General features: G+C 60.5%; 22 protein-coding genes, 2 tRNA genes and 1 other RNA gene. 15 read left to right on the forward strand and 10 right to left on the reverse strand.

All coding sequences use genetic code 11. The annotated features are described in order from the left end of the window. The first annotated feature begins 32 nt into the window (after positions 1–32). A tRNA-Ile gene (locus ACLI1L_RS04275) sits at positions 33–106 on the forward strand. A gap of 106 nt (positions 107–212) precedes the next feature. Beyond that, on the forward strand, positions 213–1,268 hold the full coding sequence (locus tag ACLI1L_RS04280; RefSeq protein WP_200288823.1) for a trimeric intracellular cation channel family protein: 1,056 nt from the start codon (positions 213–215) through the stop codon (positions 1,266–1,268). A gap of 25 nt (positions 1,269–1,293) precedes the next feature. On the opposite strand, the gene ACLI1L_RS04285 is transcribed toward ACLI1L_RS04280, so the two are convergent. Next, positions 1,294–1,821, reverse strand: a complete 528-nt coding sequence (locus ACLI1L_RS04285; RefSeq protein ID WP_411708161.1) for a hypothetical protein — start codon at positions 1,819–1,821, stop codon at positions 1,294–1,296. A gap of 140 nt (positions 1,822–1,961) precedes the next feature. Between ACLI1L_RS04285 and ACLI1L_RS04290 the strand changes: the two genes are divergently transcribed. Next, positions 1,962–3,575: a mechanosensitive ion channel family protein gene (locus tag ACLI1L_RS04290; protein ID WP_411708162.1), complete on the forward strand. Its 1,614-nt coding sequence runs from the start codon at positions 1,962–1,964 to the stop codon at positions 3,573–3,575. Positions 3,576–3,718: 143 nt separating this feature from the next. Beyond that, entirely contained in the window at positions 3,719–4,807 is a 1,089-nt protein-coding gene (locus tag ACLI1L_RS04295) for an alkene reductase (RefSeq protein ID WP_411708163.1), read from the forward strand. A gap of 145 nt (positions 4,808–4,952) precedes the next feature. Here the strand turns inward: ACLI1L_RS04295 and ACLI1L_RS04300 are convergent, their stop codons facing one another. Next, the gene (locus ACLI1L_RS04300) at positions 4,953–6,644 is read right to left on the reverse strand and encodes an alkaline phosphatase D family protein (protein WP_411708164.1); all 1,692 of its coding nucleotides are present in this window, start codon (positions 6,642–6,644) and stop codon (positions 4,953–4,955) included. Between the two features lie 156 nt (positions 6,645–6,800). Between ACLI1L_RS04300 and ACLI1L_RS04305 the strand changes: the two genes are divergently transcribed. Beyond that, positions 6,801–7,595, forward strand: coding sequence for a serine hydrolase domain-containing protein (locus tag ACLI1L_RS04305; protein ID WP_086587336.1), 795 nt, complete (start codon positions 6,801–6,803; stop codon positions 7,593–7,595). 40 nt (positions 7,596–7,635) lie between these two features. Here ACLI1L_RS04305 and ACLI1L_RS04310 read toward each other — a convergent pair whose 3' ends face one another. Next, positions 7,636–8,616: an alpha/beta hydrolase family esterase gene (locus ACLI1L_RS04310; RefSeq protein ID WP_411708165.1), complete on the reverse strand. Its 981-nt coding sequence runs from the start codon at positions 8,614–8,616 to the stop codon at positions 7,636–7,638. 295 nt (positions 8,617–8,911) lie between these two features. On the opposite strand from ACLI1L_RS04310, the gene ACLI1L_RS04315 reads away from it, so the two are divergent. After that, positions 8,912–9,322, forward strand: coding sequence for a hypothetical protein (locus ACLI1L_RS04315; RefSeq protein WP_086587338.1), 411 nt, complete (start codon positions 8,912–8,914; stop codon positions 9,320–9,322). Positions 9,323–9,404: 82 nt separating this feature from the next. On the opposite strand, the gene ACLI1L_RS04320 is transcribed toward ACLI1L_RS04315, so the two are convergent. Together ACLI1L_RS04320 and ACLI1L_RS04325 are read right to left on the reverse strand one after the other, a co-directional pair. Beyond that, positions 9,405–10,190, reverse strand: coding sequence for an HAD-IIA family hydrolase (locus ACLI1L_RS04320; RefSeq protein WP_023021126.1), 786 nt, complete (start codon positions 10,188–10,190; stop codon positions 9,405–9,407). Further along, complete coding sequence (locus ACLI1L_RS04325) at positions 10,187–10,480, reverse strand: acyl carrier protein (RefSeq protein ID WP_086587339.1); 294 nt, start codon at positions 10,478–10,480, stop codon at positions 10,187–10,189. Before ACLI1L_RS04325 ends, ACLI1L_RS04320 begins: the two co-directional genes overlap by 4 nt. Positions 10,481–10,507: 27 nt before the next feature. On the opposite strand from ACLI1L_RS04325, the gene ACLI1L_RS04330 reads away from it, so the two are divergent. Further along, positions 10,508–11,506 (forward strand): alpha/beta fold hydrolase, encoded by a 999-nt coding sequence (locus tag ACLI1L_RS04330; RefSeq protein ID WP_411708166.1) that lies wholly within the window; start codon positions 10,508–10,510, stop codon positions 11,504–11,506. Between the two features lie 115 nt (positions 11,507–11,621). Here the strand turns inward: ACLI1L_RS04330 and aceE are convergent, their stop codons facing one another. Continuing rightward, a complete protein-coding gene (gene aceE / locus ACLI1L_RS04335) occupies positions 11,622–14,369 on the reverse strand; it encodes a pyruvate dehydrogenase (acetyl-transferring), homodimeric type (RefSeq protein ID WP_086587341.1) in 2,748 nt (915 codons plus the stop codon). A 338-nt stretch (positions 14,370–14,707) separates the two neighbouring features. On the opposite strand from aceE, the gene ACLI1L_RS04340 reads away from it, so the two are divergent. Then, on the forward strand, positions 14,708–15,106 hold the full coding sequence (locus ACLI1L_RS04340) for a DUF3052 domain-containing protein (RefSeq protein WP_411708167.1): 399 nt from the start codon (positions 14,708–14,710) through the stop codon (positions 15,104–15,106). 68 nt (positions 15,107–15,174) lie between these two features. After that, positions 15,175–15,247: transfer RNA gene (locus ACLI1L_RS04345), tRNA-Val, on the forward strand. 221 nt (positions 15,248–15,468) lie between these two features. On the opposite strand, the gene ACLI1L_RS04350 is transcribed toward ACLI1L_RS04345, so the two are convergent. Together ACLI1L_RS04350 and ACLI1L_RS04355 are read right to left on the reverse strand one after the other, a co-directional pair. Then, on the reverse strand, positions 15,469–16,473 hold the full coding sequence (locus ACLI1L_RS04350) for an SURF1 family protein (RefSeq protein ID WP_411708168.1): 1,005 nt from the start codon (positions 16,471–16,473) through the stop codon (positions 15,469–15,471). A 10-nt stretch (positions 16,474–16,483) separates the two neighbouring features. Next, positions 16,484–16,975 (reverse strand): low molecular weight protein-tyrosine-phosphatase, encoded by a 492-nt coding sequence (locus ACLI1L_RS04355; RefSeq protein ID WP_411708169.1) that lies wholly within the window; start codon positions 16,973–16,975, stop codon positions 16,484–16,486. Positions 16,976–17,070: 95 nt separating this feature from the next. Here ACLI1L_RS04355 and ACLI1L_RS04360 point away from each other — a divergent pair, with 95 nt between their 5' ends. The 5 genes from ACLI1L_RS04360 (at position 17,071) to ACLI1L_RS04380 (ending at position 21,945) form a co-directional block, all read left to right on the forward strand. Continuing rightward, positions 17,071–18,210, forward strand: a complete 1,140-nt coding sequence (locus tag ACLI1L_RS04360) for a Nif3-like dinuclear metal center hexameric protein (RefSeq protein WP_411708170.1) — start codon at positions 17,071–17,073, stop codon at positions 18,208–18,210. Next, positions 18,211–18,927, forward strand: coding sequence for a zinc ribbon domain-containing protein (locus ACLI1L_RS04365; RefSeq protein ID WP_411708171.1), 717 nt, complete (start codon positions 18,211–18,213; stop codon positions 18,925–18,927). It abuts the gene before it with no gap. Then, the gene (locus ACLI1L_RS04370; RefSeq protein ID WP_411708172.1) at positions 18,927–20,060 is read left to right on the forward strand and encodes a bifunctional RNase H/acid phosphatase; all 1,134 of its coding nucleotides are present in this window, start codon (positions 18,927–18,929) and stop codon (positions 20,058–20,060) included. Before ACLI1L_RS04365 ends, ACLI1L_RS04370 begins: the two co-directional genes overlap by 1 nt. Before the next feature lie 15 nt (positions 20,061–20,075). Beyond that, an RNA gene (gene rnpB / locus ACLI1L_RS04375) (RNase P RNA component class A) lies at positions 20,076–20,525 on the forward strand. 25 nt (positions 20,526–20,550) lie between these two features. Beyond that, positions 20,551–21,945 (forward strand): ribonuclease catalytic domain-containing protein, encoded by a 1,395-nt coding sequence (locus ACLI1L_RS04380; RefSeq protein WP_411708173.1) that lies wholly within the window; start codon positions 20,551–20,553, stop codon positions 21,943–21,945. 12 nt (positions 21,946–21,957) lie between these two features. Here ACLI1L_RS04380 and ACLI1L_RS04385 read toward each other — a convergent pair whose 3' ends face one another. Then, complete coding sequence (locus ACLI1L_RS04385) at positions 21,958–23,232, reverse strand: galactokinase family protein (RefSeq protein ID WP_411708174.1); 1,275 nt, start codon at positions 23,230–23,232, stop codon at positions 21,958–21,960. 259 nt (positions 23,233–23,491) lie between these two features. On the opposite strand from ACLI1L_RS04385, the gene ACLI1L_RS04390 reads away from it, so the two are divergent. Continuing rightward, entirely contained in the window at positions 23,492–23,680 is a 189-nt protein-coding gene (locus tag ACLI1L_RS04390) for a hypothetical protein (RefSeq protein WP_086587348.1), read from the forward strand. Positions 23,681–23,739: 59 nt separating this feature from the next. Here the strand turns inward: ACLI1L_RS04390 and ACLI1L_RS04395 are convergent, their stop codons facing one another. Beyond that, positions 23,740–25,470 carry a CYTH and CHAD domain-containing protein gene (locus tag ACLI1L_RS04395; protein ID WP_086587349.1) on the reverse strand — a complete coding sequence of 577 codons (1,731 nt, stop codon included), beginning with the start codon at positions 25,468–25,470 and terminating at the stop codon, positions 23,740–23,742. Between the last annotated feature and the right edge of the window lie 7 nt (positions 25,471–25,477).

A 25,477-nucleotide genomic window follows, 5' to 3' on the forward strand; every position in this document is an offset into this window, starting at 1 on the left:
GAGAGTCGCCCTGTTGGGCGTGCAATCTGCGTGGGGCTATAGCTCAGTCGGTTAGAGCTACGGACTCATAATCCGTTGGTCGCGGGTTCGAGCCCCGCTGGCCCCACGGTGATAGGGAGGCGTCGGCAAGCAGTGCCGGCGCCTCCTTGTGCTTAACTGCGCATATGGGTGTGCTGATTGCGCAGGCGCGGGCGGTGAAGTCTAATAACCATATGGTTGAAGTAGATCCGCTCATTGAATCTCTCTACCGCTGGTCCGATATCAGTGGTGTACTGCTGATGGGAATTATCGGTGGCACTATGGCGCGCAAGCGCGGTTACGATATCATCGGCTTTTTCTTCATCGCGATGTTTTCTTCCCTAGGCGGCGGCATGGTGCGCGACGTGCTCATTAACCGTGGCACCGTGGCAGCAATGAGCCAGCCGGAATACCTCTACTTGGCCTTTACCGGTGCGCTGATCGCTCGCTTTGTTTACTTCAAAGGCAAGACCTGGGATTATCTGCAGGCGCATGGCGACGCCGTCGTTTCCGGCCTGTGGGCCGCCACCGGCGCGGTGAAGGCCATTACCTACGGCCTGCCGCTTATTCCCTGCATCATGATGGGCGTGTTTACAGCCACGGGTGGATCGATGATTCGTGACATCGTGATGGGGCGCGAACCGAGCGTCTTTGGTGATAACCAGCCAACAGTCATTCCGGCCGTGGCTTGTGCGATTATTGTGCTGGTAGGCCACCATTTCGACATGATGGCGGTGGGCATGATCATTGGGCCTTTGGTCTCCATCTTCTTGGCGCTGCTGGGCATTTGGGCTGGGTGGCGCGTGCCGGCCTACCAGGATTGGGCACCTATTAATGACACCGCCGCACAGGTGAAGGTCCTAGCGAAAAAGGCCGAGAATAAAAGCCGTGCAGTGGGGCGTCGCCTCGAGCCGCACCGGCTGCGTTCCTGGCGTCACCGCCAGATGGAGGCAGCGCTGCAGCGGCGCATTGAAAAGGAAGTGCGCTCTGGTAAGCGGCGCAAAGAAGCTGCGGCGGAGGCCAGCGAATTTCTGGAGTCCTTCGAATCCGATGTGGATCAGCTCAGCGCAGTGGTAGCAGAAGGCGAGGACACGGACTTCGGCGTGGACCTCACCGGTGATTCCTATAACGAAGAGGAACAATCCTCCCACGAGGAATCCCAGCGCCTCTTGGATGCCATTTTGGAAGATGACAAGCTTACGGATGAACTCATTGATCGCCTCATGAAGCGCTATGACTCCCGCGACTAGCCCCGCGGTTCTTTAGTGCGGCGGCTTAGCGCCCAACCGCGCCGCAAACCTGCGGGTCCGTGATATAGCCTTGCTCGCAGCCATATTGGGTCTGGATTTCTCCGGAGCTCTTATTCCGGTTGCCGTTGGCATCGTTGCCATAGCCGCACAGGTAGGCCGGACATTCCGCACTCGGCCCATTGGGCGCTTGTACCGGCGGTTGAGCGTTTGACTCCTTGCACAACGCGGCAAACTCCACCCAGGTGCCGTCCGCGCATTGATACTGCGCGGTGTTTTCCTGCGGCTGGTTTTCGGTAGCCGGTTGCACGGCTTCCTGATTTTCTGTTTGCGGTTCGGCGTGCTGCGCGGCCTCTGTAGTTGCTACTTCCGTGGTCGTTTTTTCTGTGGATGTTTCCTCAGTGCTGGATTCTGTAGAGCTCGTTTCAGAGGCCGTCTCCGTAACGGTTTCTTTCACCGTGGAAATGGTGGTGGCGGTTTCGTCGCTGCCGCCGCAACCGGTGGCAAAAGGGCTAGGGAAAAGAAGGGAATAAGGAATGATTTCTTCATGCCCCATACCGTAGCCAAACAAGGCGGTGGGTGCAGGAGTTTGTGCAGGGCATACGGGAATTAGAGGCAGTGTTAGGGGGAGTGTTTGCATGGTGGCTGGCAGTGAACTGGCATCCAGTTTTCAGCTCCGCGGCCTACGGTAGAGGCATGAACCTGAAGTATTACTTCTACGAGCTGTGGAGCATCTTCGTTGACCACGGCTTACCTCTTATCGCGCTGCTGCTCATAGGCATTTTGATCCCGCGCATCGGCAGGCTGGCGATCCGCATTATGGAACGCCGCCTCGATGAAGAGGAAGAGGCTACCAAGGCCCGTCTGGCGCTGACCGGTGCGCTGGTCTACATCGTGCAGGCCATCGCGTACTTCCTCATCATTTGGGCCGCGCTGACCAATATTGGCGTGCCCGCGGTAGGCGCGGCGGTGCCGGCAACGATAGTCTCGGCCGCCGTGGGCTTTGGTGCGCAGTCCATCATTGCGGATTTCCTCTCCGGCTTTTTCATCCTTTCGGAAAAGCAATTCGGTGTAGGCGATTACGTCAGCTTTGATGGCGTGACCGATGTGGAAGGCACCGTGGTGATGCTGACTTTGCGCACCACCAAGGTGCGCACTCCCACCGGCGAGCTGGTCACCGTGCCCAATAGTTCTGCCGGTGCGGTAACGAACTATTCCCAGGAATGGTCGCGCGCCGTGGTCAACTTCGACGTGCCCGTGCAAGAAGGCGAGACCTTACCGGAGATCACGCGCCGCGTGCGCACCATTTCTGAGCAGGCTATCCAAGAGCCATCCATCGCCGTGGATGTCAACGGTGAGCTTGAGGTGCTGCCAGCCACGCAGCTGGTTGCCCCGCAGGCCGCCGGCCAATCGTGGCACGTGACCTATCGCGTACTGGTCACCGTTAACCCGGCCCGCCAATGGGCGGTGGAACGCGCTATCCGCTCGGCGCTGCTCTCGGAGTTCTGGGACCACTACAACGTGGCCGATCTCGATGAACTGCAGCGCCCGCTGACCCCACCGCAGGGAAATACCGCGGCTCAGGAATCCGTAAAGGATGCTTCCACCGCAGGGGAGGGGTCCCACCCTGAGACGAAGGTGGAGCGCAGTGCCACCACCGCGGACGCTGAGGTGGATGGCCCGGATAGCGACGGCCCCGGAAAACCCGCGCTGTCTGATGCGGACGACCAAGAACCAGAGCCCTCCCAGGGCATCTGGCGTGGCTTGGAGGCCAATAGCAAGTTCCAAAAGATCGCCACATTCGGTGGCCGAGTCCGCGCCTCCACCACGGGCCTTGTCCTCGCGCTGCTTGTCGTCGGTGCCTTGGCCTTGGCCTCGAGCAATCCCGAAAACGCGGACGCGGGCTGGCTCTCGCCCGAGCACTGGCGCGACAGCGGCAAGGAAACCTCCTCCTCGCAGCTTTCCGACGCCCCCTCAACCCAACCCACCCCTGAAACCACCGAGACCGGTACGCGGTCCGAACCAACGGAAGATAGTGCCGCTCCCACGGAGACCGACTACCCCCAGGGCACTAATGACGCTGGCGCGACTGATACGCCTGCCGGCGGCAGGCAGGGAACAGGCGCTACTGGTAATGCTTCCCCGGCCCCTAGCGCTGCCAATGGAGCAGACAACGCGGGGACAGATTCCGGGAACGGGACCGGCTCCGGCGCGGCACCCACTGCGGGAGGCGATGCCGGCGACGGCGCCCAAGCTTCCGGAACCGCCGACAGCACGGGCACAGAGATTCCGGTAGAGCCGCGTCAGTAGGACGTGCCCTCTATTTCGACTACTGCTTCCTATTGTGGTTGGCAAGGACGGCAGAAACGCTCATGTCATTGCCATTGACGTGCAGGAATGATTTTGTGTGGCAAAGATGAAATAGTGCGAGCTAGCTGCGCGTTGCACCTAGCATGACTTCACTATTTGAACCTCTGGAACTTGGCCGATACACGATAGATAATCGCGTGACCATGGCGGCACTGACCCGCCAGCGCGCAGGCGAAAGCGGCATACCTACCGAGCTGCACCAGAAGTACTACTCGCAGCGTGCCACGGCCGGTCTGGTCGTCACGGAGGGAACCTTCCCGGCGTGGACCAACCGCGCATTCCCGGGCCAGGCAGGCATTGCTACCGAGGAACAGGCAGAAGGCTGGCGTGCAGTGGCAGACCGAGTCCATGAGGCCGGCGGCACTTTGTTCATGCAGATCATGCACGGTGGCCGCACCAGCCACCCAGATCTGATCGATGGTGCGGACCCGGAGGCCCCTAGCTCTTTCGATTGGGGCGGAACCGTGCGTGGCTTTTCCGGCAAGATGGCAGCGCCGGTCCCGCGCGAGCTGAAGAAGCAAGAGCTGCCGCGCATCGTGGAGGAATTCCGCCAGGGTGCGCGCCGGGCAATTGACGCCGGCGTCGACGGCGTGGAAATCCACAACGCGAATGGCTACCTGCTGCATGAGTTCATGGCGGCTTCGTCCAATAAACGCGAGGATGAATTCGGCGGCAGCCCGGAAAATCGCTGGCGCCTGCCGGAGATGGTCATCCGCGCCGTGGCGGAGGAAATCGGCGCCGACCGCGTAGGCGTGCGATTCTCGCCGGCGCACAATGTGCAGGGTGTTATCGAAGATGACCAGGACGATATGATGGCCACCTACGGCGGACTGCTCGATGCCCTGGCACCGCTGAACCTGGCCTACGTATCCCTGCTACACGGCGAGCCGGAAAGCGAGCTCATCGCCACGCTGGCACAAAAGGCCCGCGCAAATGGCGTGACCAAGGTGCTGATGAATGATGGCTTCCCCACGGTGACTTCCAAGGAAGATGCGCAGCGTGAAATCGAGCTGGACTACGTGGATGCCGCAGTGGTGGGCCGCCAGCTCATCGCCAACCCGGACCTAGTGCGCCGCTGGCGTGAGGGCTTGGAGCTCAACGAGCCGGATCAGGATACGTTCTACCTGGGCGGCGAGCGCGGCTACATCGATTATGAATATGCCGCGGACTAGGGAAGAATCCGCGGCATAAAGGGGGCCGAGAGGCATCAGAGTGATAGGTAGTGAAATTCCCCAGAGAGGGTCTTTCACTATGCCTATCGAAGGTATACTACCCGTTCGTTAACGCCAAGTGCCTGTCATGTGACAGAACTTACATTTACTTGGTGTAGCCCTCGCCTGGGCGCCAGGTCATGGTCACGGCTTCGCGCACCGGGGACTTAGCGGTCAGCAGGTTATCCACGCGCAGCCAGTGCATTTCTGCGGAATCCGGGCGCACGGTCACAAAACTATAGCCGTGGTGATCCAAGTCCACGTGGCGGGTGTGCGGGTTGGCCCCCAGCAGGTAACGCTCAGCCAGCTTGGAAAGCTCGTTTCCTTCCGGCAGCTTAAGCTGCTCGTTAACATTCGGCGCAGAAACGGAGGCGCAGACCATCTCGGCGCCAAAGATGCGGCCATCCTTGCTGATATTGTGCGCCCACTCGGAGTGGATATCTCCGGTGACGAAGAGAGTGTGGGCATCGTGCTTGGAAAGGGCGTCGATAAGCAGGCGGCGCTCTGCAGAGTAGCCATCCCACTGGTCACCATTGACCGGAATGCCGGTGATATTGGAAGACAGTGAAGAAGAAACCGGCTTGGTCTTGTCATCCTTTTGCAGGGTAGCCAGGTTCATGGGGGAGAACATGACGGAATTGCCCAGCATATTCCACTTCGCAGAAGAGGTCTCAATCTTATTGAGCAGCCAATTGTATTGCTCGGATCCGAGCATCGTGCGGCCTTCTGCGGCCATCTTGTGCGGACCAAAGCGCACCTGCTCATCGCGGTAGGTGCGCAGGTCCATCATGGTCAGCTCTACCAGGTCACCAAAAGTCAGGCTGCGATAGAGGTGGCCTTGCTCAGACGGATTGGTTACGCGCACCGGCATCCACTCGAAGTAGGCCTGCATTGCGGCCTTGCGGCGGTCGAGGAAGGCACCCTCCTTGCCTTCGGTGTGGTTTTCGGCGCCCTCGCGCCAATTATCGTTGGCCACCTCGTGGTCATCCCACACCACAACCCACGGCAGCGCACCGTGTGCGGCCTGCAGGTTTTCATCGGTGCGGTAGCGGCCGAAGCGAATCCGGTAATCCTCTAGCGAGATAATCTCGTGCGCCGGGTGGTGCAGGCGCACCGGGCCATCGCCGGCGTACTCGCGCTGCGGGTATTCGTAGATATAATCGCCCAGGAAAATCATATAATCCAGCTGGTCAGCGCGGCCGCGCTGGGCAATATCGCCATAGGCGTTAAAGAAGCCGGACTCCCAGTTTGCACAGCTAGCCACACCGAAGGTGAGCTCTTCCGGGGAGGCGCTCAGCGCCGGGGCAGTCTTGGTGCGACCAATGGGCGAGTACTTATCCTGCGCCTTAAAGCGGTAAAAGTACACGGTCTCCGGCTCTAGGCCGTGCGGATCCACGTGCACGGTGTGGTCCTGGTTGGCATCGGTGGTCACTTCGCCCTTCTTGACGATGTCCCCAAAACCCTCATCCTTGGCAATTTCCCACTCCACCCGGGTGGCCTCACCCAAGCCGGATCCCGGCATGGCATCGGCATCCGGGGTCACGCGGGTCCACAAAATGACCGAATCTGGAATAGGATCGCCCGAGGCCACACCGTGGAGGAAGGGGCGCTCACCCAGCTTGGGCTCGACCATGTGCTGCTCCACGCGCGGGGAGAGGCTGCTTTGTGCATTAGCAGAGTTGGCGGCGGCGGTGGACAAAGCGATAGCGGCGCCGGCGGTGCCGGTAGTCTGCAGGAAGCGGCGGCGATTGACGTTTCCGCGCGCACTAGCGGGCTGATTCTGAGAATTATTAGGCATGACTTAAAGCTTTGTCATGTTTGTCGCCTGTGCAAGCGATTCGAGGCCAATTCCATAAAGAGTTCTTTTTGTCTTAACTGGAGGTTAACTTCCCTAGCTCTCGCTCGGCCCTAGAGTGTGGGCCTTGGGAGGGCTTGGCTCAGTAGGCTGTAGGGCATGAGTGAATTTAGCCAAATAAGCCAGTGGCCCGCGGATACGGTGGCCGGTGCTTTGCTGCACCGCGGCGAGGTCATAGAAACGGTAGGAGATACCGCCCGCGAGTTTCCGGTGGCATCCGTGACCAAGCTGGTCGCGGCCTATGGCGTGATGCTGGCCGTGGAAGAAGGTGCCGTGGAATTGGGGCAACCGGCCGGTCCGGAAGGTTCGACCTTGGAACACCTGCTTGCACACGCCTCTGGCATTTCCTTTGACTCCCGGGAGCCGCAGAAGCCGGTAGGCGAACGCCGCATCTATTCCTCGGCCGGTTATGAGTGGGCCGCAGATACCGTGGCTGATGCCACGGGCATGGACTTTGCCGAGTACCTACGCGAGGGCGTACTTACCCCGTTGGGCATGGATTCCACTCGTCTCGAAGGCTCGGCCGGCCACGGCTTGGTCTCCACGGTGAAAGATTTGGCGGCCTTTGCCGCGGAAGTCCAGGACCCGCAGCTGCTGCACCCATCCACCGTGGCCGATATGCGCTGCGTCCATTTCGGTGGCCTGCGCGGCATCGTTCCGGGCTACGGCAGCTTTAAAGACTGCACCTGGGGCCTTGGCTTTGAAATTCACGGCGACAAAGACCACTGGATGGGCGCCCTGCCTACCGACGCCGTCGGTCACTTCGGCATGTCCGGCACCTACCTCTGGGTGGCCGGCGAGTATGCCATGGTTGCGCTCACAGACCGTGACTTTGGCGAATGGTGCAAGCCACTCTGGCACGATACGAATACCGCCATCTGGAACTCCTTGTAGGCGGCCGGCCTAGCCGCGCGAGCGCGGCTAGACTCAGACGCTAATGCTCGCGGAAGAAATCCAGTACGCGCTCGGTGGCGGACGGATTAAACGGGAACCACGTGTGCTCGCCGTCATTGACCCGATCGAGCTCCGTATAACCCGCGCAGCCATCGAAGATATAGGGATCGTAGCCCGCGCCAAAACCTTGGCGCGGGTGATTCACATCGATGCAACCATTGCGCTCGCCGACGGTGCGGAAAGCCGCCTGTGCGGAAAGGTAGCGCCCACCGTGACCGTTCGAGCCGATGGCCGGGCCACCATAAGGTGCGGTGGCATCGCGGGTGCCGTGGATGAACAAGGTGTCTACGGCGCCGTGGCAATTTTCAAAGATCGGCTGGTAGTTTGCGGAGGCGACGACTGCGATGGCGTCGAAAAGCGTAGGCTCTTGGCAGGCCACGGACAGCGCCATTCCGCCGCCATTGGACAAGCCGGTACCGTATACGCTGTGGATGCGGTAGTCGCGTTTTAGCTCAGTGGTAATGGCTTTGACCATGGCCACGTCCTCGCCGCGCCGGGTGGAAGCGTACTTGGGTCCTTCCCAGGCTAGCTGCCCGTTGTGTCCCACCTTGGCGCGGGGATAGACGATGATGGCGCTGCCATCGCTCTCTTCGGCTAGGTTCATATAGCTCTTGGTAAAAGCGACGTCATTTCCCATCCCGCCGAAACCAAAAATCACATCGTAGCTACGCTGTGGGTCGAAATTCTTGGGCACCTGCACCAAGTAACTGCGAGTGCCAAACCCCGGGACAGAAATTTCCCGCCATTCTTCCTTGGCCGATTCCGATGGGGCCGGGGCGGGGGCTGGGGTGCCGTTGTGGGGCGAGGATTCAAGCGCCTTGCCGATGGCGGAGGAAAGCTCCCCCATCGCCGGGGAGGAAGACAGGGAATTTAGCGAGGATTGGGCGCTCGCAGCCGGGGACATCGCTCCAGCGGCCAAGGCGGCTGCTGCAAGCGAAATCAAAGCCTTTTTCATATGCATGAGCTGGGATTCTACTGCCATGTGCAGGGCGGGTCTACTCACTAGGAAGAAAACCACAATATTCACATTTTTAACTCAGGATTCACCTGCAACTTTAGCCTCAGTCTGTACCTGGGGTTGAGGTTTAGCGAACGGGGGTTGAAGCGAAAGTTGAGGGTTGTAGGGGGAGGTGTGACGCAGGAAAATTGTGTGCAGACGCATCAGACAGTTCGTTGGGGAAGACGAAGCTCGTCTTGCATCGCGCCGGGCCGGCAGGCCTCGTGCGGTGGTGATCTATGTCGAGGGAGAATCGGCTATGAATACGTGCGTTAACCCTGCGCCGGTTGAACAGCCGGCCTCCACCTCCGCGTGGCCCTCCGTCAACGGTGGTGCCACCGTGGTTACCGGTGTGCTCAAGATTTCCGGGATGCCGCGCTCGCTGCGCTCGGAGATTGAACGCGCCATGGATCGGTGCATCCGTACCGAGTCGGAATTTATCATTCCGGGTGATGACCCACTGACCGCTCAGTGGTGCACTCGCTGGTTCCGGGATGGGCTTTCTGTCGCGGCGCTTGCTCGAGGCGGCAAAGCCTGTGCCCACTCAGGCAGCGGTATTGGCTGCCACCAGGTGCTGACCGGCACCCGCGAAGAGCTAGATGCGCTGGACTGCGTCGTGCGCTACCTTGCGCAGCGCCACGGCTTTACTGCTGCCGTGCGCCTGCCGTAGAAAGCACAGGGAGGGTGGACCAACAGCTGCTGGTCCACCCTCCCTTTTCCTTCTGCCATAAGTAGGGCCGGTTGAGGGCGGCCTATTCCTCCTCTGCGAAGGGATCAAAGATTTTGTCCGGCAGTTCGGCCACAGATTTCAGCACGGCAGAAGGGCGGTAGGGGTAGCGAGAAATCTCTCGGTCATCGGAGATGCCGGAGCGCACCAAAACTGTGCGCATGCCGGCCTCGAGTCCGGCCTTAACGTCTGTATCCATGCGGTCACCAATCATCACCGTGTGCTCCGAGTGAGCGCCGATATGATTGAGCGCCGAGCGCATCATGACCGGGTTGGGCTTGCCCACGTAATAAGGCTCGCGGTTGGTGGCGGCGGTAATCAGTGCAGCCACGGCGCCGGTGGCCGGCAATACTCCTTCTGGGGCAGGGCCGGTGACATCTGGGTTGGTGGCGATAAAACGAGCACCATTGCGGATGAGGTTAATCGCGTTCGTGATGGCCTCAAAAGAATAGGTGCGGGTCTCACCAAGCACCACAAAATCAGGGTCATCGTTGGTAAGGATCCACCCAGCTTCGTGCATGGCGGTGGTAAGGCCGGATTCACCCACCACATAGGCCTTGCTCGAGCTTACCTGGCTGGAAAGAAAATTCGCGGTGGCGGTGGCGGAGGTCCAGATGCGCTCTGCCGGAATATCCAAGCCGGTGTTGCGCAGGCGGGCAGAAAGATCCCGTGGAGTAGACATGGAGTTATTGGTCAGCACCATGTACTCGATGTCATTATCCTTGAGAGCTTGGATAAATTTATCGGCGCCAGGGATCATCTCGCCTTCTTTGATGAGTACGCCGTCCATATCGGATAGATAAGAAATCATTGGTGGTCCTCCACATACTCGGCAATATCGCCGATGGTTTCGCAGTTGAGCATCGTTTCCTCAGAAAAACGCACCTGGAAGGCCTCTTCCGCACGTACGGTCAGCTCCACTAGATCTAGCGATTCGACGCCAATATCCTTCAGCCGCGTATCCCGGCTCAGATCTTCCTCGGTACCGGTGACCTTGTTTATGAGCGCGAGGAGCTGGCCGAGGGTATCGCGCTCTGGCTCCTTTTCCGGCGCGCTCGCGTTGAACTTTGCCTGTAATTGGGCGCTGAGGTCGTTTGCCATGCCCACCAGTCTAGTATTGATCCCGTTATGGCATTGAGAAAACGTTCTTCCGTTGTGGCGCGTAGTTGGCTCAAGCGCCTGCGCCCCTCGCACCGCGCCGAGCTAGAAAAACTCTATGGCGGATTGCATGATCCCTCCACCGAGCCGGGCCTTACCCAGGTCAGCGCTTCCGGCACTGTGGAACACGATGGTTTAGATATTGCCTGGTACGAGGTGGGGCGCGAAGACGCGCCGGTAACCGTGGTCTTCATTCACGGCTATTGCCTATCCGCGGAAGCCTATTATGACCAGGCCAATTATCTCCGCGGTCGCAATGCGCGTGCACTCTTGGTGGACCTGCGCGGGCACGGGCAGTCCTCCACGGTCGACCCGGAAGAGTGCACCGTTGACGCGGCTGCCGACGACGTCCTAGCCGTCATCCGCGAGCGCGCTCCCCGCGGCAACCTAGTCATCGTCGGCCATTCCTTGGGCGGCATGGTTGCCTTAAACCTTATCCGCCGTGCTCCAGTGGAGGTTTATGAGCGCATCAAGGGCGCACTGCTGATTTCTACTTCGATGCGTCGCTTTGCAGCAAAGGGAGTAGCGCAGATCCTGCAGTCGAAATCTCTGCATGCGCTCTACCGCTTGTGTCTGCGCCTGCCTGGTCGCGTCGATAGCGCGCGCTTTGAGGCCGCCCGCTTCATTGCGCCACTTTTTGCTGCGACCTTGGCGGGCTTTCCCCAGATGGAGAAGCTGCAATTTCACGTTGCCATGCTTCTCGATACCCCTTTGGCCTCCTACTCCGGCTTCTTCGACGACCTTTTGGAACACGCCGAATACGGCGCCGCTCCATGGCTGGCGAAGCTCAAGGGCGAGGTAGTAGTCGGAACCGCCGATATTGTCACCCCGCGTTCACAATCCGAGGTGCTCTGTAAGCATTGGCCCGCCGCCAACCTGCAGACAGTGGATGGCTCCGGACACATGGTGATACTCGAAGACCCCGAGGCTATCTCCGCGGCCCTTGGCCGCGTCCTTGATGCGATATAGACGGGCCGGATGCATAGGCCCGTTTGCTGGGCACGCAAAAGGCGCCGCGGCGGGGAAGCCGGCGGCGCCTTTCTTGTAGCGCGTGGCGCGGGTCTAGCCCGCGCCGAGGATGAGATTAGTCTTCGATGTGGGTGGTCACGGTCGGATCATCGAGCTTGAGATCCTTGGCTGCCTTCTCCACAACGGAGCGCTCAATCTTGCCCTCGCGAGCCAAGCCATCGAGCACTGCGACGACGATGGACTCGGCGTCGATGTTGAAGTAGCGGCGTGCGCCCTCGCGCGTATCGGAGAAGCCGAAGCCGTCCGCGCCCAGGGTGATGTAGGTGCCTGGGACGTATGGGCGGATTTGCTCCTGCAGCTCGGTGGTGAAGTCAGAGACACCCACGAACGGACCCTCGTAGCCCTTGAGCTGGGAGGTAGCAAAAGCCTCGCTCGGCTCCTCGCCCTTGCGCAGGGCTTCCTTGTTGCGGCGGGCGCCGTCGCGGGCCAGCTCGTTCCAGGAGGTGACGGAGAAGATGGAGGCCTTGACATCGAAGTCGTCGGCAAGCATCTGCTGTGCGCGCAGCGCCTCGTGCACGCCTACACCGGAAGCCAAGATATTGGCAGCAATGGAGCCGCCCTCTGCGGTATTGAAGTGGTAGATGCCCTTGTGCAGGCCCTCCACGTCCAAATCCTCCGGCTCGGCCGGCTGGTGTACCGGCTCGTTGTAGACGGTGAGGTAGTACATGATGGCCTCGTTGTCCTTGCCATACATGCGCTCAATACCGCGGGAAACCAAGTGGGCAACCTCGTAGCCGAAGGCCGGGTCATAAGAAACCACGGCCGGGTTGGTCGCAGCCAAGACAGGGGAGTGGCCGTCCATGTGCTGCAGGCCCTCACCGGTCAGGGTGGTGCGGCCGGCGGTTGCGCCAATGATGAAGCCGCGGCCCATCTGGTCGCCGGCTGCCCAGAAGGCATCGCCGGTGCGCTGGAAGCCGAACATCGAGTAGAAGATGTAGAGCGGAATCATGGCCTCGCCCTGGGTAGCGTAGGACGTTGCCGCAGCGGTAAAGGAGGCAGCGGCGCCGGCCTCAGAAATACCCTCGTGCATAATTTGGCCATCGGTGGCCTCGCGGTAGGAGAGCATCAGGTCATGGTCAACCGGCACGTAGTTCTGGCCGCGGGGGTTCCAAATCTTCATGGTCGGGAACCAGGAGTCCATACCAAAGGTGCGGGCCTCGTCCGGAATGATCGGCACGACGCGCTTGCCCAGCTCCTTGTTGCGCATGATCTCTTTGAAGGTGCGCACCAAGGCCATGGTGGTGGCTACTTCCTGCTTGCCAGAGCCCTTGCGTACAGAGCGCAGCTTGTCCAGTGCTGGTGCCTCGAGTGGGGTGAAGTCCTCGCGGCGCTCCGGCAGGAAGCCGCCGAGCTCTTTACGACGCTCCAGCATGTACTTGATCTCCGGGGAGTCCTTGCCTGGGTGGTAGTACGGAGGCAGGTACGGATCCTTTTCCAGCTCCGCATCGGAGAAAGGAATTTCCTGCTTATCGCGGAAGCGCTTCAGATCATCCAGGGTCAGCTTCTTCATCTGGTGGGTAGCGTTGCGGCCCTCGAAATTGTGACCCAAGCCGTAGCCCTTAATGGTGTGCGCCAGGATGACGGTTGGCTTGCCGGTGCCCTTGTTCTCCAGCGCGCGAGCGTAAGCGGCGTAGACCTTGCGGTAATCGTGGCCGCCGCGGCGCAGTGCCCAAATCTCATCATCGGACATATCCTCTACCAGCTTGGCCGTGCGCTCATCGCGGCCGAAGAAGTGCTCGCGCACATAGGCGCCATCGTTGGCCTTGAAGGTCTGGTAGTCACCGTCAGAGGTGGTGTTCATGACGTTGACCAAGGCACCTTCGGTGTCCTTTTCCAGCAGCTTATCCCAGCCGCGACCCCAAATGACCTTGATGACCTCCCAGCCGGCACCGCGGAAGAAGGACTCCAGCTCCTGAATGATCTGGGTATTACCGCGAACCGGGCCATCGAGACGCTGCAGGTTGCAGTTGACCACGAAGGTGAGGTTATCCAGCTCGTAGAGCGACGCGATCTGCAGCAGGCCACGAGATTCTGGCTCATCCATCTCGCCATCGCCCAAGAATGCCCAGACGTGCTGCTTGGAGGTGTCCTTGATGCCGCGAGTCTCCAGGTACTTATTAAAGCGTGCCTGGTAGATAGCGTTAATGGGGCCCAAGCCCATGGACACGGTGGGGAATTCCCAGAACCATGGCATCAGGCGTGGGTGCGGGTAGGACGGCAGTCCCTCGCCCTCGCCGCGGGATACCTCCTGGCGGAAGCTATCAAGGTCCTTTTCAGTCAGGCGGCCTTCCATGAAAGCACGTGCGTACATGCCCGGTGAGGCATGGCCTTGGAAAAAGACTTGGTCGCCGCCCGAGGGGTCATCCTTGCCCTTGAAGAAGTGGTTCAAGCCCACCTCATAAAGCGGGGCAGCACCCGCGTAGGTAGAGATGTGGCCGCCTACGCCAATGCCTGGGCGCTGTGCACGGTGCACCATGATGGCCGCATTCCAGCGGATCCAGCGGCGGTAGCGCTTTTCCAGTTCCTCGTCACCAGGAAACTCTGGCTCCATGGAGGTTGGGATGGTGTTGACGAAGTCCGTGGACGTCAACGAAGGCAGTTCAACGCGCTTAGCGGTAGCGCGCTCGAGCAGGCGCAGCATCAGGTAGCGTGCGCGCTCCGGATCGGAGTGGTCCAGCAGACCATCGAGGGAGTCCATCCACTCGCGGGTCTCTTCTGGATCATTATCGTGAAGATACGATGCAACGCCGTCGCGGATGAGCGGGAAGTTGGAGTCGCCCTTGGTGGCGTCCTTCTCGGCCATTTAAACCTCCTGTATAAGGGTCTGCACAGTTTGCTTACTAGGATACGCGCTCACAGATCCACAATGGTTGTGAAGCCCGACTTAAGGGGACGTGCGGTACGTTACATCGCCATAACCAGTATCTTTGCCGGGTTTATTGGGGCAAAAGAGGGTAGTTTGCAAACTCTGTGGAACTGGGCGGAGTGACGGGAGGGCCTGCAAAATGGGGGAATTGTGCCCCTTAGGCGGGTAAAAGGGGCCGGTGGGCGTTAAAATGCTTCTATTAAGCCGCGATTCGCTCGCCAAATGTGGAGAGATCTGCGGACTAGACATTCACTGATTTAGGAAGGAAATGCATAGTGGCTGACGCTGCAGTCAAGCTCGGAATCAAGGAAGGGCAAATCGCCCTGGAGCTTGGTTGGGACGAGGATTGTGACACCACAATCTCTGAATCGATCGAGGCCGTGCTCGGCGATGATTTCTTGGAAGAAGAAAATGACGAGCTGTGCGATGTAGTCCTTCTTTGGTGGCGCGACGAGGATGGCGACCTTGTGGATGGACTCGTTGACGCGAGCCGTCCGCTGGCCGATAACGGTGCGGTCTGGCTGCTTACCCCGGGTGCCGGAAAGCCTGGCACCGTAGAGCCAGGGCTCATCTCTGAGTCCGCTCAGCTGGCCGGCTTGGTGCAGACCAAGGCAGAGCGCCTAGGCGAGTGGCAAGGCTCTTGCTTGGTGCAGCGCGGCTACACCAAGAAGTAGGGCACTACCTGCCGATTTGTGTTGCTCTAGCAACCTGCGCTACTGTTTCTAACAGCGCAAGAGCGCATGCGGCTTTAGCTCAGCTGGAAGAGCAATTGGTTTACACCCAATAGGTCGGGGGTTCGATCCCCTCAGGCCGCACAACACAGACCGCCTCTCGGATTGATTTCCGGGAGGCGGTCTTTTCCGTATGCATGGGCACGGGCTAGCCCGGGAGGGGCTCAAGGCTTAAGGCGCCTGTGGGCCAACTTTCGGCCACGTTGTGCATGGCGGTTGGGGAAGTAGCCCTATTAGCGTGGCTGCTTCTTAGGCTCCGGCTAAGCACTCAGGCCCTTCGGCCACGGCTGCGGGGTGTAGAGAGCTTAGTAGCGCTCGCGGCGGCGCTTATTCAGCTTGGCGTAGTGATCTGGTTTGGAGTCGCCGTAGCGGGAGCGATTGCGGCGGCTGGCAGCGTGCGAGGAAGACGCGGCGGGAACGGCCGGGGAGTCGTCGTTCGCGGCTGCATGCTTGCTGGGTGCGGGGGCAGCGCCGGCCGTTGGTTCTGCGGGCGTGTGGTCCGCGGCGGAGGCGTCACTAGAGGCAGGCTCGGAGGGGGTAGAGGCATCGGCGTCGAGGGCGGAGAGGGCCTCTTCCTCTTCGCGCAGGCGGCGGTGCTCACGGATTTCGGACCACACGAAATAGCCCAAACCCAGCGGGGCCATGATGCCAAAGGCAATCCATTGGTAGCCATAAGAGAGGTGGTTGCCGCGGTCGAGCTGCGGGATGGGCATGGGGTTGAGCACGCCGGGCTGGTCCGCGGAAAGTTGGACGTAGTCGTGGGCCAAGGGGGCGTCGATAAGCGAGGCAATTTGCTCCGTATGGATGGAATAGACCTGCTGGTAGCCCTCCTGCTTAATGGGGGCGGACTGGTGCTGAGCCTCGTCGGCGCGGATCATGCCGGTCAAAGTCGTTTCGCCAGAAGGGGCGGCGGGAATATCCGGCACAGCGTTGGCCTCGCCGGCCTTGACCCAGCCGCGGTTAACCAGGATGGTCAGCCCGGAATCGGTACGGAAGGGGACCAAGGACTGGTAAGACGGGCCAGACTCGGCCGGGCGCAGGCGCAGCAGCACCTCATCCTGGGGCAGGTAGCGGCCGTGCAAGGTGGCGCGGGACCACTCATCGTTCTTGATAGCGCCGTGGTCATCCACGAGGTCTTCTACCGGCTGGGGGTCAGCCTCGTAGGCGTGAGTGATGAGCTCGTTGCGTTCCACAATGTCATCGTCCTTGCCCAGCTGCCACGGGGCGAGGACGGTAAAAGCGAGGTAGGAAAAGGCCACGACGAACAGCAGCAGTAGAACCCAACCCGGCTTAAGGAACGTCTTTAGCATGGGGCCTAGTTTAGTCGTGGTGAGCGCGAATCCAATCCAGCAGGCCAGGCACGGCGGCCTCGATATTGTTGCGGGTGGTCTCGAAATCGGCGGCGGAACCATAGTATGGGTCTGCCACGTCCGCGTCCTCCGGGGAGTTGGGGTCGAAGCTGCGCATCAAGCGGATCTTGTCTGGGTCGATGCCGCGCTCAATGAGAGCTGTGCGGTGGCCCTTATCCATGGCGATGAAGAGATCAGCGTCCATGTGCTCGGGTCCCAGCTTGGCCGCCCGGTGGGAACCACCATCGTGGCCGCCGCGGCGCAGTTCGGCAACTGCGCGTTCGTCCGCGCCCTGGCCCACATGCCAGCCGCCCAGACCGCAGGAATCTACGGTGGCGACGAGGTCTAGCATGTCCTTTTCCATTTCATCGCGCGCGATGATTTCTGCCATGGGGGAGCGGCAGATATTTCCGGTGCAAACAAAGACGAGGTAGAGGCCGGAGCGGGCAGCGGATTCGGTCATGCGGAAAACCCCTTCGCGCGAATAGTACTGTGGTGCGGAAGATAGGATATAGCAGTAGTAACTATTCCATGAAACGAGCATAAAGGAGTACCTCCATGTCCGCTGTGAGCGTGGGCGATGTCCGCCGCGTACTCGATGAGGCCTACCCGCCGCACCTGGCGGAAAAGTGGGATGCCGTGGGGCTTATCTGCGGTGATCCGACCGCGGAGGTCAAGCGCGTGGCTTTTGCCCTGGATTGCACCCAGGCGGTAGCGGAGCAGGCGGTAGAACTAGGCGCGGATATGCTCGTGGTCCACCATCCATTGCTCTTGCGCGGGGTGGAGTCCGTGGCGGCCGATACGCCCAAGGGCAAGGTCGTACACACGCTGTTGAGCAATGGCGTTGCCCTTTTTGCGGCCCATACCAATGCCGATAAGGCGCGACCGGGCGTCAACGATAAGCTCGCAGAGCTCGTGGGCATCACCCCCGGCCGGCCCATCGTACCGGAGACTCAAGGCGTAGATAAATGGGGCGTGCACGTGCCGGTTGCCGCGGCCGAGGAGGTAAAGCAGGCGCTTTTCGACGCCGGCGCGGGCCACATCGGTGCCTACTCTCACTGCTCTTTCGATATCGCGGGCACGGGCCAATTCCAGCCGGAGGAGGGAGCAGACCCGGCGGAGGGAGAAATTGGCGCCCTGCACCGCGGCGAGGAAATCCGCGTCGAGTTCGTCGCCCCGGCCGCGCTTCGCCCCGCCTTGTTACAAGCTTTGCACGCCGCGCACCCTTATGAAGTACCGGCCTATGACATTACGGAAACCGCCGGCCACCAAGACTTGGATAAGGCGCTCGGCCTCGGACGCGTAGGAGAGCTGCCACAGGAGATGACCCTGCGCGAATTTACCCAGCAGGTGGCTAACGCCTTGCCGGAGACCGCCTGGGGCATCCGCGCCGCCGGGGATCCGGAACAAAAGGTGCGCACCGTAGCGGTTTCTTCCGGTTCGGGAGATTCCTTTCTCTCCGCGGCCGCGAAGCTGGGCGTAGACGTGTATGTCACGTCGGATCTGCGCCACCACCCGGTGGATGAGCACCTGCGCGCCGGCGGCCCGGCCGTCATCGATACCGCCCACTGGGCCAGCGAATTTCCGTGGACGGCCCAGGCGCGCGATATCGTAGAGAATGCTTTAGAACTGGATACGGAAATTATCAGCCTGCGCACCGACCCGTGGACTATCTCTGCGCACCCAAAGGAGTCATAAGTGAAATTATCGCAAGAACTACAGCCGGTACTGCTGGAGCTGGCCAACCTAGAACGCTCGCAGGGCCATGGCGCAAAGAAGGAAATCCCGGAGCAAGCCGAGTATGACAAGGCTAAAGAAGAACACAAGCGCCTACTGGATGCTTCCGGCTCCGCGCAGATGGCCGTCGATGACATGGAGACCGAAATCCTGCGCATCCAGGCCGATGAGCGCAAGCTGCGCCAGCGCGAGCGCGATGATAAGCGCCAGCTAGGCGCTGCCGTAGATCCAGAAGCGCGCAAGGACCTAGAGCACGATCTCTACGCCGCCAAGTCCCGCATTGCAGACCTCATGAGCGAGCTGCAAGAGGCCCATAATGAGGTGCACGCGCTGCGTTCTAACCTGGACGTACACGGTGCGCGCGTTTCTGATTCAGAGCGCAAGCTGGAAAAGCTGCGTCGCGCGGCCGAGGCGGCACAGGAGGCGGCCGCCAACCAAGAGGACCCGGCCGTGCGCATCGGCGAGCTGCGCCAACAGCTGCCTGACGGAGTGCTGAGCGAGTACGATACCCAGCGTGAGGAAAACGGTGTGGGTGCCGCCCAGTTCAAGGCCAACCGCGCTTGTGGTGGCTGCTTCATTGTCCTGCCGCCGGCGGAGCAAAACGCGGTGCGCAATGCCCCGGCCGATGAATTGCCGCAGTGCGGCGATTGCGGCTCCTACCTGGTGCGCTTGGTCTAATGAAGGTCATTATCTACGCCGATGGCGGCTCCCGCGGCAACCCTGGAGTGGCCGGTTCCGGCACTGTTATTTATGACGGCAGCGGGCAGCGCATCCTGCGCGAAATCGTCTACGTGGTAGGCACCAAGTCCACCAATAACGTCGCTGAGTACAACGGCTTATTGCGTGGCCTGGAAGCCGCCACCCAGATGGGCGCTACCGAAGTGGAGTTCTACATGGACTCCAAGCTGGTGGTGGAGCAAATCAACGGCCGCTGGAAGATCAAGCACCCGGACATGCAGAAGCTGGCCCTGCGCGCCCGCGACTACATCAACGGCTTTTCTTCCTTCAGCTTGGACTGGGTGCCGCGCGCCAAGAATAAGGTGGCAGACGCCCTATCCAATGACGCCATGGACGCCGCGGCCGCCGGACATCCCGAGGGCATCGTTTCCGGTGAAGAAGATGCCGCCGAACCGGCACAGGTTACGGAACACGACACCACCGCGCCGCATCCCACCGATTGGCTAGGCGACCGCGGACCTACCACTCGCTTTATCCTGCTGCGCCACGGGCAGACGGACATGTCGGCCGCTAAGCAGTACTCTGGGCGCGCCAACCCGGGGCTTACGCAGCTCGGACAAAAGCAGGCGCTGGCCGCAGCCCAAGCGCTTGCCGACGCCGACTTTGATGCCATTGTCTGCTCACCCCTGCGCCGCTGCCAAGAAACAGCGGCGGCCGTGGCCAATGGCCGCGATATCGAGGTAGAGACCGTAGAAGGACTCATCGAGGTGGACTTCGGCGCATGGGAAGGCAAGACTACCGCCGAGGCCCACCAGCGCGATCCGGAACTGCATGAGGAATGGCTGCACGACGCGAGCGTCGCCTGTCCGGGCGGGGAATCGCTGCAGGCGGTCAACCGCCGCGTGCGCACTACCCGCAAGGAGCTACAAGAGCGCTTTGCGGGCAAAACCGTGCTGGTAGTAAGCCACGTCAACCCGATTAAGTCCTTTATCCGCCAGGCGCTTGATGCTGGGCCGGCTACCTTTGGTCATCTCTTTTTAGACCTGGCTGCCATATCCCAGGTGGAATTCTGGGAAGGAGGCTCTATGGTGCATGGATTTAACGATGTGGGCCACCTGGAGGGCCTGCGCTAGAATAAGGAACGCGAATGAGCCGGCCGGGTGATCGCGTCGCTGCAAACGGGTAGCCAAGTGCTGCCACGTGGGCGCCGAGGAAAGTCCGGACTCCGTAGAGCACGGTGGTTGCTAACGGCAACCCGGGGAAACCCGCGGGCAAGTGCAACAGAAAGTAGACCGCCTTGTGTCTCCACTTGGGCTTCGGCCCAATGTGGAACAACAAGGTAAGGGTGAAACGGTGCGTTAAGAGCGCACCAGCACCGTCAGTGATGGCGGTGGCTGGGTAAACCCCACCGGGAGCAAGGCATCACGGCCCCGCCACGTTGCGGGGCCCGATCAGGCGTTTTAAGGCTGCTCGCTCGAGCCTGAAGGTAGCTGCTGGAACCAACTGGCAACGGTTGGTCTAGATGGATGTTCACCGCGCGGTGCTCCCTTGGGAGTGCCGCGATTAGACAGAATCCGGCTTATAGGCCGACTCATTCGCCCCAAGACGTTTATGGTGGTGGGCATGAAGCTCTACGCCGCCCCGCTCGATTTCCGCGCCATCGCCGCAGAATTTTCGGTAGCCACCGATTTCCCAGCCGAGGTCACCGACCAAGCCGCTCGCGCGCAGGACCGCTATGCCGATTCGCGCCGCGACGCCCGCGATATTCCCTTCGTGACCCTCGATCCGGCCGGTTCCATGGACTTGGATCAGGCGGTTTATATTGAACGACGCGAGCGCGGATACCGCGTCTTTTATGCCATTGCGGATGTCGCCGCCTTTATTGAGCCCGGCAGCGAGCTGGAGCGCGAGTCCTTCCGCCGCGGCCAGACTATTTATCTTCCCGATGCACCAGCTCGCCTGCACCCGCCCGAGCTTTCCGAGGACCGTGCCTCACTGCTGCCTGAAACCGATAAACCGGCCGTGCTGTGGACCTTTGATTTAGATGACGCCGGTGAGGTGGAGTCTTTCCACGTCGAGCGCGCGCTCATCTACTCCCAGGCCCGCCTGGACTATGAGGGCGCGCACGCGGACTTGGCGGCCGGTAGCCTGCACCCATCCATTGCATTGCTGCCGGAGGTGGGACGATTGCGCCAGGAGTCCTCCCTGCGCCGTGAGGCCATTTCCTTGCGCCTGCCCTCTCAGCGCGTGGTGGAAAATTCTGATGGCACTTTTGAGCTCATTATCGAGCCTCGCTATGAGGTCATGGACTATAACTCGGAGATCTCTCTGCTTGCCGGCATGTGCGCGGGACGCCTCATGCAGGAAGCGGGCGTGGGTTTTCTGCGTACTTTGCCCGCTGCCGAACCGGAGCACGAGCGCCAATTTCGCGCCGAGGCCCAAGCCCTAGGCTTTGCGCTTGGCGATGCCCCCATTCCCCAGTTCCTCCTCACCGTCGACGCCGATTCCCCACGCGGCATGGCGGTCATGCGCGAGGCCCAAAGCCTCCTGCGAGGCGCCGATTATGCGTGGCTAGGAGAACAGGAAGCGCAGGTGCATGCCGGGATAGGCGGCTACTATGCACACGTGACCGCGCCGCTGCGACGCCTTTCCGATAGGTTCGCCACCGAGGTTTGTCTAGCCCTCTGCGGCGACTACGAGATTCCCGGCTGGGTGGGGGAGCGCGCAACGAAGGTCATTGGCGCAATGCGTTCTACCTCGCAGCTTGCCTCCCAAGTGGATAAGGCCTGCCTCAACCTCACCGAGGCCACCGTGCTGCGCCCTTGGCTCGGCACCAATTTCCCGGCCATCGTTGTCAGCGGCGATCCGAAGCGGGACAAAGGTCGGATTTTTGTTCCGGAGCCACCCGTCTTCGCCCACTCTGTAGGTGCGCCTGAAACCGGCAGCGAAACCACCGTCTCGCTGGTGACAGCGGATACCGATTCGCGCGAGGTACTCTTTGCGTGGCCTGCTGACTAGCTGGTGAGGCTACTAGTTTTCGCCGCGTGCGGCCTCGCCCGGCTGCAATTCGACTACGAGCAGGCCATCGTCTGCCAGGTCGGCCGCAAAATTATGCGCGCTTTTCGCCGGCACGTAGGCAATGACTGCGTTCGATGTACCCGCGTGCGCCGAACGCCCCGCTACGGCACCGCGGACCGTGACTAGCTCGGCGAGTTTTTCTGCCGAGTCCAAGCCGTAGATATTGGCAAGGGAGGACTGTGATTGCAAAAAGATGGGGAAGAGCTCCGCGCCGCGATGCGAGCGCAGGAAGCGGGTGAACTTTTCTACTCGCTGGGTTTCTTCCTCATAAAAGGCCATCCACTCCGTAGCGGCGCTGATGCTCGGGTGGCCCTCCTCGCCGTAGACCTTGTGGACGGCCTTGAGCCAATCAAGGACGCGCTGTTGGGCGTCTGGAAGCAAGCGCAGCGAATCGGTGCCAAAGGAATGGCAGGCATCATCAATAAAGCGCTGCCGCTGGCGGATATCGGCGATGGCCTTTTCTTCCTGCGCGGAAAAATCTTCCGGCACCGCCACCGCGAAGGCAGCTATCTCGCGACCTACAAGGTGCGGTGCGTGGGTGACAGAACCATCGGCATAATCCATGATGCATACGCCCTCACCCGTGCTGCGCAGAGCCGCGCTATGGCGGGCACGCAAAGGCGGCCGCGCACCAAAGGTAGTAACGGCCTGGGTGCATACATCTGCCACCCGAGCCCTTAGCGGCGCATCCAGGTCCGCATCAGCCCCCATGAGTGCCAGCGCTACCGCGACGTCCGCAGCGGCATCCGCACCCAAACCCGCACCTTCCGGAATATCGGAGGCGATGGTGATATCCGCGCCGGCTGTCTCACGAGAGAGCAACTGGCGGTTAATCATCGTGTGGACAATGCCACCCACGCGGGCAGCCAGCCCTCCCTCTGGAGCCGGCGGAATGATTGGCTGGCCCTCTGCATCCGTGGTGGGTTGTTGCGCTGTTGCCAGCTCTGCGAGCGCTTGCAGGCTTATCGAATCATGGGCAGGCTCACCTTCTGCCGGGTGGAAATGTACCGTTACCACGCCATCGGTGCGCGAGCTTACTGCCGCAGCGGCGCGTAGCTTGTCCACGCACATGGCAACAATGCCGCCGAAGTGGTCAATGTGTTCACCAATAAGGGACCACGTTGCCGGCGCGCTGGCGATATGCGTTGGAGCGCTGCCCGTGAGATCAGTATGTGCTTGGGCGGCGCGCTCGGCTACAGGCTCTGCAGGCGTTGACCACAGTGGCATGGGTGCTAAAGCTCCTTTTCCAGGTTCTGGGACCAGTAGTCTTCGTTGCCACTCGCACGCGGCGGTGCGCTTAAAGCAACGAATGCCCGCCACCTTTTGGTGCGGCGGCGGGGAATACGACATGGAATCGTATAAAAGAAATGTGCTGCCCCACATTCTAGCGGGCATCGCTTAGACGGCGTGGGTAGTGTGGACACAAACCATACCAGCGGCAGCGATCAGCCGGTGCCGCTGGCGCTACGACTGAGAGGATAGTTTTATGAGCGATGCAGACCAGAAGTGGTTCTTCGATCCATCCACCAAGGAAGTCAGCCAAGGCAAGACCTCTGGCTGGGAAAACCGAATGGGCCCGTACGACACCCGTGAAGAAGCAGAAAACGCTATCGAGATTGCCCACGCCCGCAACGATGCGGCAGATGCCGCAGACAAAGAAGATGACTGGAAGTAAATAACCTCCAGCCATCTTTTTCTACGCCGTGTTTCCCGGTAACTGCCCGGGAAGCGCGGCTACTTTAGTTTCTTACGCAGCGGCTTAAACGCTGCCTTGATGTCCTTGAAAGACTCGGCGTAATCATCCAGCGCCTTCAGCCCGATGGTGCGCTCGCGTTGATAGAGCAGGCCATAGCCAAAGGTATTTTCCCCACGGCGGCGAGCGGAATCTGCCAGTTCGAGCAGCTTATCACGCGAGGTCACGGAATCTTGGAAATCACCGAGCACCGACTGCATCTGCTTGCAGGCCTTATAGAGACGCTTGGTCTTAAGGTTGGTGGCAGAACCAGCTGCTTCTGCTGCATAACGCAGCTTCTTTGCAGCCTTACGCATATCGTGGAAATAGTCCTCGCGCTCGTGCAGGGACAGCTCCGGGTTATCCCAATTCTCTACGGCCTTCTTATGGCGCTTGACCAGCTTGTTATAGGCCTTTTCAAGGTGCTGCGCCATCACAGTGTCCATGTCCGCGGACTTGTCCTTGGACTTCTTTTCTGGCTTCTTTTTGGCCTTCTCTGCAGCAGCCGCGTTATCCTCGCGGGACTCGGAAGAAGCAGCGCCTTCCTCCGTAGAGGACTGTTCTTCCGTCTGCTCCGCATCATCATTTACCGGAGCGGATTCCTGTTGCTTATCGGCCGTTGGCGGATCCGCGAGCAAGCGGTCGAGCGACTCTAGCAGCTCGAGGTAACGCTCGGAATCAAGGGCGGCGATAACGCGACGGTGCGCACGGCGGTAGGCGGTGCCCATATCCTGCGCAATGTGCTCGCGGGTGGAATCATCCAAGGTGTCAGAATCTTCGGACTCCAACAGCTTCTGCCAGCGCTCTTCAACAACCTCCGCATCGCGAGCAACGCCCAAAATGCCAGCGAGCTCCTTCAGATCGGCTTCAATTTTTTCGATTTCTGGTCCGACCACGATGCCATGGAAGGTCTGAAGGTGGCTGCGTAGCTCGCGGGTAGCTACACGCATCTGATGCACCGAGTCCCACTCATCGCGGCGAACACGTGGATCATAATCAACCAGCTTGTCGCGGTTAGCTTGCAGTGCGGTGATCACGGCGGCGGCAGGGGAATCCGGGTCCACGTCCGGCGATACTAGGGCAGGGGGAAGCGGGGCGTTGGCATAAGAATCACCCAAGGCCGATTTCAGCTTGGATGGGGAAGAAGATACGCGTGCACCGGCACCGATGAGAAGAGAGGTAGCACGGCGAATGAACTGCGTTCCTTCCTCGGTACCAGGTAGCTCACCTGCGAGCTCTACTTCCCATTCGCGCCACGACTGTTGCTCGCCGCCGGGAAGGAAGGAAAAGGCGGTGACGTGGTCATCGCAAAACTCTGCCACTGGCTTATTATCGGCATCTGCCAAGACCATCTCGGTGCGCTTGTTGTCTACCTGAGCAATTGGGGTGAGCTCGTTGTGGCGGACAATGGAGCGAACCTGATGGAGCAGCTCGCTAGGAACTTCATAGCGGCCATCGACAGGCTCTCCCAATTCTGCGTGGATTTCGGTGCGGCCAGCCTCGCTAGGGATCTTGATATGCCAGCCATCATCATTGCCACCGGTGCGGCGGCGGAGGGTGACCTTAGCGTGGGTGAGGCGGAGGTCTTCAGTGTCGTAGTAGATGGCCGAAAGAGCGTGGTGGCGCGTGTCTGCGACGTGGTCAACTCCCTCAAGGCGGGTCAGTTCAGGGAGCTGAGTGGACTCGGCTACGGAGAATTTCGCTTCAACTTCGAGAAAAGACTGTGTAGACATTCACGTA

Origin of the sequence: Corynebacterium sp. LaCa117, from assembly GCF_046717765.1 — a bacterium.
Classification (GTDB): domain Bacteria; phylum Actinomycetota; class Actinomycetes; order Mycobacteriales; family Mycobacteriaceae; genus Corynebacterium; species Corynebacterium kefirresidentii.